Source organism: Xenorhabdus kozodoii (assembly GCF_002632875.1).
In the GTDB taxonomy this organism is placed as follows: Bacteria; Pseudomonadota; Gammaproteobacteria; order Enterobacterales; family Enterobacteriaceae; genus Xenorhabdus; species Xenorhabdus kozodoii.
Window position 1 is genome coordinate 1 of the sequence record NZ_NJCX01000005.1, and the last position, 13,834, is coordinate 13,834.

18 protein-coding genes and 1 pseudogene are annotated in these 13,834 nt (G+C 47.3%); 2 read left to right on the top strand and 17 right to left on the bottom strand.

Annotation, left to right across the window (positions count from 1 at the left end; all coding sequences use genetic code 11):
• The 5 genes and pseudogenes from Xkoz_RS04085 to Xkoz_RS04105 form a co-directional block, all read right to left on the bottom strand.
• Nucleotides 1-1,362, bottom strand: a pseudogene (locus Xkoz_RS04085) (phage tail protein); the annotation flags it as partial.
• A complete protein-coding gene (locus tag Xkoz_RS04090; protein WP_010845423.1) occupies nucleotides 1,355-1,474 on the bottom strand; it encodes a GpE family phage tail protein in 120 nt (39 codons plus the stop codon). The gene Xkoz_RS04090 and the pseudogene Xkoz_RS04085, both read right to left, overlap by 8 nt.
• A gap of 14 nt (nucleotides 1,475-1,488) precedes the next feature.
• Entirely contained in the window at nucleotides 1,489-1,806 is a 318-nt protein-coding gene (locus Xkoz_RS04095; protein WP_074020973.1) for a phage tail assembly protein, read from the bottom strand.
• 106 nt (nucleotides 1,807-1,912) lie between these two features.
• Entirely contained in the window at nucleotides 1,913-2,431 is a 519-nt protein-coding gene (locus tag Xkoz_RS04100; RefSeq protein ID WP_099140889.1) for a phage major tail tube protein, read from the bottom strand.
• An 11-nt stretch (nucleotides 2,432-2,442) separates the two neighbouring features.
• The gene (locus tag Xkoz_RS04105) at nucleotides 2,443-3,618 is read right to left on the bottom strand and encodes a phage tail sheath protein (RefSeq protein WP_099140890.1); all 1,176 of its coding nucleotides are present in this window, start codon (nucleotides 3,616-3,618) and stop codon (nucleotides 2,443-2,445) included.
• A 392-nt stretch (nucleotides 3,619-4,010) separates the two neighbouring features.
• On the opposite strand from Xkoz_RS04105, the gene Xkoz_RS04110 reads away from it, so the two are divergent.
• Both Xkoz_RS04110 and Xkoz_RS04115 read left to right on the top strand, forming a co-directional pair.
• Nucleotides 4,011-4,610 carry a gp53-like domain-containing protein gene (locus tag Xkoz_RS04110; RefSeq protein WP_099140891.1) on the top strand — a complete coding sequence of 200 codons (600 nt, stop codon included), beginning with the start codon at nucleotides 4,011-4,013 and terminating at the stop codon, nucleotides 4,608-4,610.
• An 8-nt stretch (nucleotides 4,611-4,618) separates the two neighbouring features.
• Complete coding sequence (locus tag Xkoz_RS04115; protein ID WP_099140892.1) at nucleotides 4,619-5,041, top strand: tail fiber assembly protein; 423 nt, start codon at nucleotides 4,619-4,621, stop codon at nucleotides 5,039-5,041.
• A 25-nt stretch (nucleotides 5,042-5,066) separates the two neighbouring features.
• Here Xkoz_RS04115 and Xkoz_RS04120 read toward each other — a convergent pair whose 3' ends face one another.
• From Xkoz_RS04120 to Xkoz_RS04175, 12 genes are all read right to left on the bottom strand, one after another.
• Nucleotides 5,067-5,504 carry a tail fiber assembly protein gene (locus tag Xkoz_RS04120; protein ID WP_099140893.1) on the bottom strand — a complete coding sequence of 146 codons (438 nt, stop codon included), beginning with the start codon at nucleotides 5,502-5,504 and terminating at the stop codon, nucleotides 5,067-5,069.
• Nucleotide 5,505: 1 nt separating this feature from the next.
• Nucleotides 5,506-6,999 (bottom strand): phage tail protein, encoded by a 1,494-nt coding sequence (locus Xkoz_RS04125; protein ID WP_099140894.1) that lies wholly within the window; start codon nucleotides 6,997-6,999, stop codon nucleotides 5,506-5,508.
• Complete coding sequence (locus tag Xkoz_RS04130; protein WP_099140895.1) at nucleotides 6,996-7,604, bottom strand: phage tail protein I; 609 nt, start codon at nucleotides 7,602-7,604, stop codon at nucleotides 6,996-6,998. Before Xkoz_RS04130 ends, Xkoz_RS04125 begins: the two co-directional genes overlap by 4 nt.
• Nucleotides 7,597-8,505 (bottom strand): baseplate assembly protein, encoded by a 909-nt coding sequence (locus tag Xkoz_RS04135; protein ID WP_099140896.1) that lies wholly within the window; start codon nucleotides 8,503-8,505, stop codon nucleotides 7,597-7,599. Before Xkoz_RS04135 ends, Xkoz_RS04130 begins: the two co-directional genes overlap by 8 nt.
• Nucleotides 8,506-8,516: 11 nt before the next feature.
• On the bottom strand, nucleotides 8,517-8,867 hold the full coding sequence (locus tag Xkoz_RS04140) for a GPW/gp25 family protein (protein WP_099140897.1): 351 nt from the start codon (nucleotides 8,865-8,867) through the stop codon (nucleotides 8,517-8,519).
• Nucleotides 8,864-9,499: a phage baseplate assembly protein V gene (locus Xkoz_RS04145; RefSeq protein WP_099140898.1), complete on the bottom strand. Its 636-nt coding sequence runs from the start codon at nucleotides 9,497-9,499 to the stop codon at nucleotides 8,864-8,866. The genes Xkoz_RS04140 and Xkoz_RS04145 overlap by 4 nt, the downstream gene beginning before the upstream one ends.
• A 175-nt stretch (nucleotides 9,500-9,674) precedes the next feature.
• Entirely contained in the window at nucleotides 9,675-10,187 is a 513-nt protein-coding gene (locus Xkoz_RS04150) for a lysis system i-spanin subunit Rz (protein ID WP_099140899.1), read from the bottom strand.
• Nucleotides 10,188-10,214: 27 nt separating this feature from the next.
• Nucleotides 10,215-10,418: a tail protein X gene (locus Xkoz_RS04155; protein ID WP_086110225.1), complete on the bottom strand. Its 204-nt coding sequence runs from the start codon at nucleotides 10,416-10,418 to the stop codon at nucleotides 10,215-10,217.
• Between the two features lie 223 nt (nucleotides 10,419-10,641).
• Nucleotides 10,642-10,878, bottom strand: coding sequence for a DinI-like family protein (locus tag Xkoz_RS04160; protein WP_099140900.1), 237 nt, complete (start codon nucleotides 10,876-10,878; stop codon nucleotides 10,642-10,644).
• A gap of 45 nt (nucleotides 10,879-10,923) precedes the next feature.
• Nucleotides 10,924-11,130 carry a hypothetical protein gene (locus tag Xkoz_RS04165; RefSeq protein WP_099140901.1) on the bottom strand — a complete coding sequence of 69 codons (207 nt, stop codon included), beginning with the start codon at nucleotides 11,128-11,130 and terminating at the stop codon, nucleotides 10,924-10,926.
• 115 nt (nucleotides 11,131-11,245) lie between these two features.
• A complete protein-coding gene (locus tag Xkoz_RS04170; protein WP_099140902.1) occupies nucleotides 11,246-13,240 on the bottom strand; it encodes a replication endonuclease in 1,995 nt (664 codons plus the stop codon).
• Between the two features lie 83 nt (nucleotides 13,241-13,323).
• Nucleotides 13,324-13,662, bottom strand: coding sequence for a DUF5347 family protein (locus Xkoz_RS04175; protein WP_099140903.1), 339 nt, complete (start codon nucleotides 13,660-13,662; stop codon nucleotides 13,324-13,326).
• Nucleotides 13,663-13,834 lie beyond the last annotated feature (172 nt).

Below are 13,834 nucleotides of genomic sequence, written 5' to 3' on the forward strand. Positions count from 1 at the left end.
CTGCGCAAAGACATCCAGCGGCGCGGTCAGTTTATCCAACCCCTGAACGCCCAACTGCACAAAGGCATCCAGTGTGGACTTCAATTTATCCAGCGCCTGCGTTCCCAACTGCGCAAAGATATCCAGCGGCGCGGTCAGTTTATCCAGCCCCTGAACGCCTAGCTGCACAAAGGCATCCAGTGTGGACTTCAATTTATCCAGCGCCTGCGTTCCCAACTGCGCAAAGACATCCAGCGGCGCGGTCAGTTTATCCAGCCCCTGAACACCCAATTGTGCAAAGAAATTCAGGCTGGTTTTTAATTCTTCAAACGCTTTCAGTCCCAATTGAACAAAGACATCCAGACTGGATTTTAATTTATCCAATGCCTGAATACCCAATTGTGCAAAGAAATTCAGGCTGGCTTTTAATTCTTCAAACGCTTTTAGTCCCAATTGAACAAAGACATCCAAAGGAGATGTTAATTTATTCAGAGCCTGAATTCCTAATTGCACAAAAGCATTCAGACTGGCTCTTAATTCAACAAATGCCTGAACTCCCAACTGGATAAAAAAGTTCAGACTTCCCCTTATTTTAATAAAAGCCTGAACCCCCAGTTGCATAAAAAAGTTCAAACTGGCTCTTAATTCAGCAAATGCCTGAACTCCCAACTGGATAAAAAAGTTCAGACTTCCCCTTATTTTAATAAAAGCCTGCACCCCCAGTTGCATAAAAAAGTTCAGATTGGCTCTTAACTCAACAAATGCCTGAACTCCCAGCAGGGAAAATATATTCAAACTGACTTTTAAAGAATCAAATGCTTTTATACCAATATTGCCAAATATTTTTACATGATTAATTAGTGTTTGGAATGTGACTTTGACAAAGCCAGCAGTTAAATTCAAAACCCCATTAATTTTATTCAGCATGCCAAATAAAATGGTTATCCTAGGATTAATATTAATGACCAATTTATCTAACAATGAAAAATTGTTAGTCATATTCCCCGTTACACCAAGGTTAAATTCATTTTTTTTACTGGATGAATTTTCCTGTCTACTATTTTGTGTCGTTTGGATAATATTGGCTGATTGGCTGGCAGCGCTGATTTGAACTATTCCAGTTGCATTTTGCCGTGCAGACAAAGACTGTTTAATAGTTTGATTATAGGCTTTAAGATCTGAACGTATACGCGCAGTTTCCTGCGCATAACCCACGATAGGCTTTAAACTCTCAACGGTCTTATTGAGCTTTTTAAACTGGTTATGAATTTTATCGACTGAAACTTCCAGTTTTTTATGATGCCGTTGAAAAGGTTTAAAGGAACGGGTCAGCTTTCCAACGGCACTCAATACCTTGTTGAGCTGTGACTGTATGTTACTCATTTTCTGCACCACTTCTTAAAATGGCCCGATGTCGCCAGTCCAATAGTTCCGATAGTGACATTTCATCTGTTACTGCCGGGGACCAGTGAAAAACGGTGGCGATATCCGCCACCAATTCATCAACAGTTAATCGTTCTGGGAATCGGACTTGACCGACTTCGGCAACAAAAAATTGACCACCTCCACACTGAGATTAATCAGATCACCCGGTGACATCATCATCAGGTCATTTTTGGTCAATGCGGGGGTGGTCACACGCGGCAGGACAAGCAGCATAGAATCCACATCCATCTCCAGCAGTGCCTGTAAACGTGCACCGCGCAACGCACCACTGTTAGGTTTGCGTACCATCACTTCCGTGATTTCGCCGTTGCCTCGCGCCAGTGGTGCTTCCAATTCAATGGTGCGCAGATCGTCATTTTGAGTATTCAGTGTTTCTGTCATGGTTCAACCTTGTTTATCCGATTAGAAGCCTGTCCCAGCAGGGATAATTCAACCACTGATGGGGCAGGAAATAAGTTTTAAAAAAGTTAATGGCTAAAAGAAGCGATTAAAAAAGACCGATAGCGCGGCGATGCTGCTCCAGACGATCTTCCCCACCCACTTTCTCAACCATGTTGATGGTGTCGATTTCAATCAATTCCTCACCATTCCATGTCAGTTTGAAATAAGTGTTTTTGGCAGTGATTTTGGTCTGGGTGTTATCACCTTGTTTATAAGTGCCGTGATCGAATTCCTGGAAACGACCACGCATCACAACTTCGACTGCAACCACTTCACCGTTATCTTCACTCTCAAAAGAGCCAGCAAAGCGCAGCATGACACCATCGACTTTCGCGATGCCCCACTGTTTGTACAGTTGAGCTTCAACGCCCCCCAGGGTAAATTCCGCATCCAGTGCGCCTTCATCCAGCCCCAGATCCACCATTGCGCTACCATTCATGCCAGCACCGCGGTAGGCTTCCAGTTTGCGGCTTAATTTAGGAAGCGTCAGTTCTTCCACGATCCCCTGATAGTTGTAGCCGTCATTGAACAAATTCAGGTATTTAAGTTTGCGAGGTAATGCCATCAGTTAGCCCCTTATTTATTGATACTTTTCGCGAAATCCATCAGGTAATTATCTGTAAAGCGCTGGCGTAACATCATGTTTTCCAGTGGCGGTACAGGGGTATAGTCATAATCGATGGTCAATTTACCTGCTTTCAGGGTGTCCTTATCGTTGATTTTGTCGTCATACCAGCAACGACCGTCAATGATGTAGCCACCGGCTTTCAGTTCACGGAACTTGGCATTAATGCCTTCGATAATGTCGCGCACCAGTGATGGCGTCAGCGGTTTATCGATAGCCCACATATGAGATTCAGCCATGGTGTCAGCCAGAACCTGGGCGGTACGGGTGTAGCTTTCGAACTGGAACAGTGACTCATCAGAATCAGGGCCAGCACAAGTGCGTGAACCCCAGAAACGAAAACCGTTTTTGCGGATCAGTGTTGTGATATGATTCTGGTTCAGCAGATCAGCGTCAGTTCCAGTCGCTTGCAGATCCCAGAAGACATCGGCAGACAGGCCCGTTACGCCGTTAACCCCCACATTGGACAGGGTTTTGTGCCAGCCGGTCTCTTCGTCAATTTTGGCGCGCAAGCCCAGTGCATAAGCCGTTGCAGGTGCAATAACATCACCTTTATCCCATCTCAGGAAATCAGGCCAAATCAGCATCAGTTCACGCTGACCAAAGTTCCTGCGATACTTGAAGACGTCTTCGATGGTTTTGCAGCCATAAGCGCTGACATACGCCATTGCTTTCAGTTGCTGGGCAATAGAGGCCAGTTCAGCAGCCACAGCTTGTGAATCCAAACCCGGAACACCCAGAATGCGAGGTTTAACACCGAGTTGGCTTTGCGCAGCGAGCAGTGCCTTCATACCCGTTTTCTTACCTTCTGGCGTAACGTCACCGATAATGTTGTTACTGGTTTTTTCTTCTGTTTCGCCCTCAGCCACACGAACCACGACAGTGACAGGTTGTGCCTGTGCTGCGATTGCTTTCAGTGATGCGGCCAGCGTGCCTTCTTTACCGGCTTTACCAATGGCGCTCATAACGTCAGTCAGTAATACTGGTGTGTCTAATGGAAATGTTTTTTCGTCTGCGTCAGGTGCAGTACAGACCATACCCACGATAGCGGTGCTAACGGTGGTGATGGTGCGTGTACCTTCTTTGATTTCCTGTACACGGACTCCGTGATGATAATCTTGTGCCATATTAGCGTTCTCTCCTGTTAAGGTGTGCTGATATATTGGCGGATTGGACGGAGGAAATCATTCGATTGGCGGTGTGTGGTACAGGGTACAAAGGTGTTTTTGTATTTTTGTTTATAATCAATATGTTAAGTTGTTTTTAATCGGTTTTGGTTGGTTTGGTGAAATTAGGTGGTTTGCTGGGAATCAATCTTGAATTGATTAAATAACAACCTTATTTTGTTTGTTTTTTAACCTCTAATTAGCCTAAAATTTATCCTTTTAGGTATTATTCAGTGTAATTCTAGCTTTTGGTTATTTTTTGACAGGCTAAAGTGGCTTATTTTGTTATTGGTTTTGGATTTTCAGGGGTTAGGAAGTGGGATCTTGGCTTGGATCGTAAGGATCTGTGAGTTTTGAAAAACCTCGGTTTATCGGATACGGTGGATAGGGCGGGAAATGCTTACCCCAAAGTAGGCGGAACTGTGTACGGGGATGTGAATGCTACTGGGTATATTTCCGGTGTAGGGGTGTATGAATCAGGGGGCCGGAGAGTTTACAGCCCAGTAAATAAACCCACACCCGATGACATTGGTGCTTACTCTAAAAAAGGGGGCGTCGTCAATGGGAATGTCGATGTGACTGGCTATGTGTCAGCCAACGCTATTTATGATTCGGGTAGTAACCGGGTTTACAGTCCAAATAACCCGCCGCCGGCGACGACCGAGGTGTTGTTCGGCAGTGCTGGTTGGTATCGGGATAAATCGAACGGGGTCATTATTCAATGGGGTAGTGGTACATACACTGATGGCCAATTAGTGAAATTCTTGCGGCCATTTACCACAGCTGCGTGCGCGGTGACTATCAGTACAGATCCCCGTGCAACACCGTATATTGAAGTGGCGCTGGCGCATCCTACCTCACTCGCGGAGTTTGTGGTGGGTTGTGCTGTTTTCACAGGATCTGCATTTTTGAAAAGCGATTTGGCATGTACGTGGATCGCAATAGGATATTGAGGTGAGATATGTACGTTTATAGCGCAAAAAATAACGCATTTTATCCCATTGATTGGCAACAATTTTATATTGACGCCGGGACGTGGCCGGATGATGGTATCGAGGTTGGCGAGTCTGTTTATCTGGAATTTATGGCAAACAGGCCGCGCACGGACAAAATACTCATAGCAGGGGATAACGGACTACCCGCATGGGGCGAGATCCCTCCGCCAACAACAGAAGAGTTGCAACAACAAGCTGAACGGGAAAAGCGGCACCTAATGACGCAGGCATCAAATGCTATAGCCCCACTCCAATACGCAGTCGATCTACAAATGGCGACGAACGCAGAACAAACGGAGCTGACAGCGTGGAAACGGTACTGTGTGCTACTGAACCGCATAGACTGTTCGGCAGCACCAGATATTGACTGGCCGAAAGCGCCAGAATAACAATCAGGGGCATGCGCCCCTGTATTCACTCCGGTTGCTCCGGCCATTGGATATCGGGCGCGGTTGTGCAATCCACCCGATTGAGCAGCACCCGGTATTTACGCCAAGCGGTTAATTTAGATTTTTCGGCGTCGGTGGACATATCGAGGTCAACGGCGTCCTGACAGATATCAATTTTCTCACCGGCGGTTTTCAATAGTTGGCGTTTTTGGGATTCAGCCTGTTGCTGTAGCTGTTCTGGGGTTGGCGGCGGTGGTGGCGGAATTTCAACCCACTCAGGCATGTTATGGATATCAACGCCCAACATCATCCCCGATGGTGGATTTGATGAATATTTCTGAAAAACATCATCAAAAACATCAACAGCATCGGACGGCCATGTCCCTGATTCGTCGAACTCAGATTTCCAGCGATATGAATAAAATGTTTTATTCGCTGGGCTAAACGCATAATTAAATTTCATATCACCACCCTACGGCCAGAAAAACAACATTAGAAAGTTTTGCGCTGGGAGACACGCTTAGAGTGACGCACTGGAAACCGGTATTCGTGACCCGCTCACATGACGCTGCTACCTGCACATAGGTCGATTTGGTACAAAATACTCCCCACACGCCACCGGGAAACGCTTCAGGATATGTTATCCGAGTGCTTTCGGCTCCATTCACATTCAAACTACTGGTGACTGTCCGGTTGAACACCTGCATTTTCATCCCATTAGGACCGTAAAAAATCATATTATCGGAACCCTGTCCCGCTGTGATTAAACCGAGGTTTTTCACAAACTCGTTTTTGTTTGGAATATCCGCCCCGTTCTTGTTTTTCTCCAAACGGGTATTGGCGTTATTATTTGCATTAGCCGCATTTTGGTTTGCGGTGTTAGCTAATGATCTAATCTCACCTACTTTGGCATCAGTTTCAGCTTTGTTATACGCACCTACATCTGCTGAGTTTAGCGCAATATCCGCCGACAAAGCCTTTCCATTTACCTTGCGGGTAGCAGGTACGCGAGTATTTGCATTAGCATTCGCGGCATTTGCCTGTTTTATCGCTTCATTCACTTTGGCATCGGTTTCGCCCTTAGAGTACGCACCGACATCACCTGAGTTTAGCGCAATATCCGACGACAATGCTTTTCCATTTACCTTGCGGGTAGCAGGAACGCGAGTATTGGCATTATCATTCGCGGCCTTAGCCGCATCCTTAGCTTCTTTAACGCGAGTGTCGGTTTCCAGCTTGTTATACGCCCCGACATCACCTGAATTCAGAGCAATATCTGCCGACAATGCCTTGCCATTCACCTTGCGACCTGCCGGAACGCGGCCATTGGCATTATTATCCGCCGCCTTCGCAAAATCATATGCCGCCTTCACCGCTTTCGGGGTTGCTGCATGCGTTTCGCTATGGCTGTCCACTGCGCTGCTCAGGATCACAAATCCTTTCTCTTTCAGCGTCGCCTCAGGATGGTTACGGCTATTTGCGTGCTTCTGGATGGAATCATCTACATATTCACGTGTCGCCAAAATCACAGACGGGTCAATTTTTAGTGTCACCGCGTCAGCGCTGCCGACAATCAGGATCATGCGAATGGTCTGGGTGCGGCCGGAACCTTCCTGCAATTGGGGTTTGTAGGTTTCCGCGCAGTTACCTACAGCAATCAAAATGCCATCTTTGTCAAACAAGCCGATCTCACGGATCCACCAGCCACCTTCGTTTTCAGGAATAACCTGCTCTGCAATGATTTGGTTGATGTTTTTCGGATCGATGCTCAGCGTGTTAATCGCGGCACGACGCTTTTCATTTATCAGTTTGCTTTGCTTGGTATCCGGGGTTGGCAAGCTACCACCACCATCACCCACGGCCATATGGGTAATTTCAATTTTAGTCCCCAATGCCGCCGCATTTGCCAACTTATCTGCGCCTAACTGCGTCAGCAGCGCAAAATATTTGGTACTCATGGTCTAATCCTCATGTCATCAATAATATGTACGCCCGCGCCCACAATTTCTGAGCCGGATACGGTTACTTGTTCAGGAAAATAAGGGTAAACAGTCAGTTCATCACCACTGTAAGTCGCCGCTGAATAGTGATATTCACCGCGTGTATCGAGATTGATGTCCAACCCAATCAAATGCCGGCTCACGGGTTTCGCATCAAAAATCAGGTTTTCCAGCTCCTCGAACATTTCATGGGTGATGCCGTTTTCCAGTACACCAATGTCCAGCCGGAAGGTGCCCGGCGCATCGTTGGTCTGCCACCACTCTTTTACGCGGATGAGATAACCCAGTGGCTCGACAACGCGCCGGATCGCACCAATCGTTCCTTTATGTTTATGCAGAAACAATGAGCTTTTGATCACGTCCCTTTTGGTGCTCTCAGCCCAATTTTCGTCCCAGCGATCGACTGACCACGCCCAGGCCAGGTAAGGCAGAAGTGAGGCTGGACAAATGTCCGGGTTCCATAGCTCGCGTAACGGAACCCTGACCTTCTGCAATTCAGCACAGGCTTTGGCCGCGGCCAGTTCTAGCGGGGTTGAGCCCATCGGCAGAAGGCGATCACTCATCCGAACCTCCCATCGTCAGGATGGTTTTGGTGCAGTAAGATGCCTGGGTTTTATCCAGTACGACGTCTTTCAACGGCGCTTTCAGTTCTACACGCTGGACACCTTCCACATGCAGGGCGGCATAAATCGCGGACAAACGAATGTCACGCCCCAGACGGTGTTGTGCTTCAACGTAGTATTTCAGCCGCTGCTCTGCCGCCTTGCGGATAGGCTCTGATTCTGGGGTTGGAAAGATGTACAGCACCGCATCAATTTCATATTCCACAATATTCGCTGACTGGATTTTCAGGCGATCCGCCACCGGACGTACGTTTTCATCGTTCAGCGCTTTTTCGACGATTTCCAGCAACGCCTTGGAAGCGACCCCCTTGTCTTCCCGCGACATTATGGTCACGGTGACGTTAGCCGGTGACGGACTGATTGCCGAGGCATCTGCAACACGGCCATCTGCACTGCGGGCGTGGTATTCATACGAACCGACCGGGCCGGCAACGCTCAAGCCTTCAAACGCCTGTGGAATGCGCACGCGATAGTCGTTATCAGACTCCATGACCGCGGGCGTCGGTGGTACGGTCGAGTTATCCGCAGGACGCAACACCATGCGGGAAACGTTATTGTTCGCGCCCAACTGATCCAAATCGTTGCCGGTTGAATAGGCGACCATCACCGCCCTGGCAGCTTCGTTAACCCGTTGACGCAAAAGCAATTCGCGATAAACGTTCTCCTCCAGCAACTTGACCAAAGGTTCTGATTCCAGTTGCAACGTTCGCGCAATGGCTTCTTGCTGATCTGCTGGATAGAGCGAGATCAAGCCTCTTTTACGTTCTTCCAGCAGTTGTTCATAATCCAGTGGCTCAACCACATCCGGTGGTGGCAACTGGCTTAAATCGATTGTTGGCATAACTGATTACCTCATCGGGAATGACTCACCGGAATAGACAGTGAAAATTCCTTGGCGGATTGATGATAAGTACCCGTAATATCCACCACCATTTTGCCGTCCTGTAGGGTTTCCATCGTGATGGCGGTCAACGTCACGCGTGGCTCCCAACGGCTGATTGCGGTAAAACTTGCCGCCATGACCTGAAGTCGGAGCGCGGAATTTTGCGGCCAGTCAATCAGTTCAGGCAGTAAAGAGCCGTAGGTGCGACGCGCAATACGGCTGCCCACGGGGGTTAATAAAATATCGCTGACGGATTGCCGGAGATGAGACAAATCTGTCAACTCTCGACCCGTCTGCCGATCCATGCCCAGGTACATCATACGGGGCCTCCTGATGTGTCACCGCCTGACCTGATGCCGGTGTGTTTATGGGAATCCACGACCACGCCGTTGGAACTGAATGTGCCTCCGGTGTGTTCAATATTGCCCGTCATTTTGCCGCCGTTGCGCACGATCAAGTTGCCGGTGCTCATTAGCTGCGTACAGATGACTTCCGGTGTATCCAGCGTAATTCGGGTGCTGGCAACACAGGTGATTTCCGGCGCGGTAATATGGACAGAATCCGACGCATTCACTGTCGCGGTTTTAATACCCGTTACAGTCAAGGCACCCGATTGCGGTTCATACTCCATCACGGCACCATCCGGAAACTGAATATGCGTCGCTTCGGGTGATGTTGATGGCGCCGGAAACTCATCTGAAAAAATCGCAGGCAATACAAAGGCGGTGGTCAGCTCTCCGCCTATGGACAGAATTAAAACCTGCTCACCGACACTGGGTGCCCACCATGTGCGGGCGTTCCCCGCCCTGGATGTCAGCCAGTGCAGCCAGTTGGTTTCAAGATTGCCTGTCGCGACTCGGCACATGCCCTTGGTGGTATCCACTTGGGTAATGACGCCGGTTCGGATCAGGTTGCGCAATAAGCGCATCAGTTCAGTGAGTTGTGTGTTCATGACGTAAGGATGCCATGAAAAAGCAGGCTGGACATCAAACTGGGTTTGTAGGAAGCAGCATACAAATGCAGATAAAAATCATTTTAAATCAATAAAATAAAAAGACCTTCCCAAGAATAAAAGAAGGTCTTTTGGTCTTTTATATGGAGTTGAACGGCGCTGAAATACACTGCGATCATTCTGTTTTACATTGCCGAACAACTTCACGTACATACTGTTGTAAATAGTCTAATTTGGCTTGGTCCCTAAGGATGCCGGTTCGGATATCGTAAATAGTGCGTCCAGCTTTTGCAGTGAGTTCGATTTGGGTTCCATCGCCCACGCTGCGGGGGCGGGTATCTCGGTTTTGGGTGAGCTGACAGGTAGCAAGGTTGGCGGCGGCGATTTGCCCCCGCCGATGACCAGCAGTAATGTCAGCATGCAAAGCGGCGTTTTCTTCGGTGACATGGGCTAATTTTCCTGAATAGTAATCATCCAATTGTGCCGCCCGATGTTGTGCCTCTTTCATTTGCTGAATAGCGGCCAACGTTTCTGAACTGGCTTTTTGGTTGATAGCAACAAGTTGTGTAGCCTGTTGCTGTTTCACGTTCGCCAGTTCGCTGAGAAACAGGGAGCGATGCCCCCACCAGCCGAGGCTTCCGCCAATGACTAAGCTCACAATTAACGGCACCTTTTTTATGGTATTCATTCCCAACAAACTCGTTCAGCCTCCCCCTTAATCCCAAAGCTGGATAATGGGTTTGCTGGCGGCAGGCATAAATTCTGGCATTTCAACTTTCGTTCCATGAGGCAACACGGCGCCAAAATCAGCCAATCCAGGGTTTGCCTGCAATACACGCTCAGTCATTCCCAACGTACGGCCGTAATGGCGCCAGCAAATGGCATCCACTGTTTCATTTTGTTGTGCGATAACTTGCATACTCTTTCCTTTTTCTGTGCAGAAATCAGCTAGTAAAACGGAGAGTTATGATCAAATAGTGAGTGAAATGCTTCAATGCGGTGGGATTGTCAGATAAGCAGTACAAATGAAGAGCCATTTTGTTCAATGCCCAATAAGCCAGGGGCGGGAAATCATTTCCCGCCCCTGGCTATTCTATTATCTTTTATGACAATGAAATGCTATCTGTTGGTGGATGTCAGCGTTAATCAAATTGCCAACTATCATCCTCCCAAACTTCTTGAATAAGTTCCATCATATGGTCATGTTCACTGCTGTTTTTAGTCCCTGTCACTCTTACGGAGGTGCTACTGCTAATTTCAATTCTAAAATTTGTATCAGGATAGTGTGGTAATATTCTCTTTTTTAGTTCACTTTCCAGTGAAGACATGACTGATTCAGAAATATTAGCGCGTTTATCGAAAAGTATCTCTACTCGCATCTTTTTCCTCCTGCCAAATCTATTCCTCTATTAAAGCCGAATTCTTTAACATTCTGTTCCGTTGCTACCCACCTCATTACCTAACAGATGACTTTCCTGTCTCCCCTGGTAACCGTTAACCCTTTTTTCATAAGGCGCAGATAGCTCCGCTATCCAAACCAGTGCCAGCTCTTTGTCTTCCGCATGATTGCATTCGCAACTTGTCGCCATTCGAGCAATGAAATTGATACGTTGCGCTACCAATGATTCCATAAGAGATTCCACTGATCTATCTGCCTCCATATAAGTAACTGTATATACATACAGTACACGTAATAAGATTAAATTTAAAGTAATTTTTACCGTTTCTGGTCAGTAAATTTGATAGTTAGTCACTATGGATGGTGGTTTTAGCAGAAATATTTGCCAATTTGACTGATTTTTCTGCTATGACAATTCTACGGTCTATATCACGCTTTATTTTGCTACTTTTCTGTTCATCCGTACAGTTATTGACAGAACTCCAAGAGGTCAATTTTTTGTCTCTTTTATAAACAATCCGTTCAGGCGCCACTGTTGGCTCTGATTTCGGCACAATAGCCCATTGGTGAATTCGCGTACAAATAAATTCGGCCTGGGACAAAAAAGGGGAGGTCACACCTTGTATGGATTGGACATCTTCACCATAAGGGCTACCAAAAGGGATATTTTTGTAAGATAAGCGAATAACTAAATCGCGACGTGAAACCCAAGGCCCGCCTTGTGCCTGGGTATAAGCGACCCAATTCCCTTCATCTGCCGCCTGCAACACCGAATTTATCTTGTGATCAGGCAGGCGCACTTGCCTGAGCCGACGCAATTCGCGCCAAACTGAAACCGGGGCGCCACCAATCTGTTGAAATTGGCGAATACGCCAACGGCTCGCCCAGGCAGTCACCGATTTTGCCATATCGCGCAGGAATTCACCGGTTTCATGGTCTTTTTCCTCTTCTAACGCATAGCCATCAATATTTTTGGAAATGTACTTGGCAATATAGCCGGTGGCACTGCCTTTACTGGGATCAATCGCCCGATAATCAAAACGGGCTTTTTTCGCTTCATCATCCTGTAACTCTCCCTGCTCTTCCTGACAGGCGTAATGTTCAAGGAGACTTCTGACTTGCTGTAAATACTCCGGCAACATAAACAACACCATATGCCAATGGGGTGTGCCGTCATGATGAGGCTCCACCACACGGAAACCGAATACATTGATCCCTGACCGTGCCAACGCAGCCCGAATTTTTGCCCAGACACGGCATAAATAACGTTGGGTATCGCGCGGCGTCGCGCCATTCCAGGATTTGACAAATCCACCCTTATGCTGGACAGCATGATATTTTGCCGGCGCCGTGATGGTATAAAACTCGCCAACGCAGTTCATTTTATTGGCAATATCTTCGAAACCACGCATTCTGACCATCAATTCACAACGTCGGATCGCAGGATTGGCATTGCTATGAACAACCGTCTCTGCCAGTGAAATTCGCTCCCCCTCTTCATTTTCCAAATCAAAATGTTTGAAAAATTCACGATTGCGCCGTTTTTGTTCCAGCCATTCCCGCAATGCCTGGCGTGAAACATAAGGAGAAGCGGCTTGCTGTACCTGCCCTACGGCAATGGCCATATGTTCAGACTGGATATCACGCAGGCGCTTTAAGCGAAAATACCACCAGCGGGAAGACATCATACGCAACATGCCAGAGCAGAGTTGATCGACGGAGGGTTTCTTGCGCCCCCCATTGAAACGCTGCCAATAAGGGGGATACGTGCCACATTGCAACGTCAGTTTTGCCAGCAGTCGATACAATTTAACGACACGGGAAACTGCCTCGTCTGTGCAGTCGTCAGACGTTGACGTGGTTTTTGGGGAAACACGCGAAGCATAGTGCTCATAATTGCCGGAAATAAAAATGGCAATGTCATGAGCAAGTTTCAGGAGTTGTTTGCGATCATGGGTTGCCACATTTTCCAGTGGTTCAATAAAAGGAAAAGGCGCCATCCCCGAAACATTGATACCGGGAATTACATGGCTAAACGGGTATCTTTCTTTTACCAACTGTAATCTCGGCAAGACATTCTGCCCAACCGCTTTTCTCAGAAAAGTATTGGCATCACGGCGGCCTGAGCGCTTAAAAATATCGATATAACGATGGCTGAAATACTTCGCCAGAAAATCCGGCATTTGCCCTATATATTGGTGACGCCATTGATGATCTTCCGCGTTGACTTCCCATAGCAAGCGCTCTGCCATTGAAACACCCTGCGGTATGCTTGGCTGGAACATTGCGGCTTGTATCAAATAATCGCTGTTTTGTTTATAAGTGGTAATGTCACGATCCATCAATTTCACCCTATTAAGGACGTACAAGCGCCTGGCGCACTCATGCCATATGTTCGAAAACGAATGTGTTTGGAAAACGGTAATTAATTCGGTAGTGTCAGGTACTTCGGAAACTGGCTGACCACGACCTTGATATGATTCATCGCCTTGATCAGCGCCTGTTTTTCCGCTTGGGTAAAATGGCTGAATTCACTATCGTGGCGGGAGCGCGGGATATTCGCCAAATAGAAAATGGCCGCCAGCGCCCGTTTATTCTGTTCGTAGTAATCGTCTCTTTTGTCACGCATATCAGTAAAAAACCGAATTAATTCCTTTTCATTGTCCCCCCAATATGTCGCCCTAATCCTCGACAGGTGATTTAATCCTTCCAGCCGCTGGCCGAGGTTAATTTGGGCAAATTTTTCTTTCTCAATATTCGCCATATTTTCCCTCAACATCTTCCTACAACACGATCCTCAACAATGCCCTGTGATTTCCAACGGTTCTCGCCATCGTAAACCCTCTACTTATCCTCAATGACATTCCTGAAATATTTTGATATCAGGCATAAAGATTGAAATCTGGGCTTCCATGATGCAATATCCCTCAATGGTT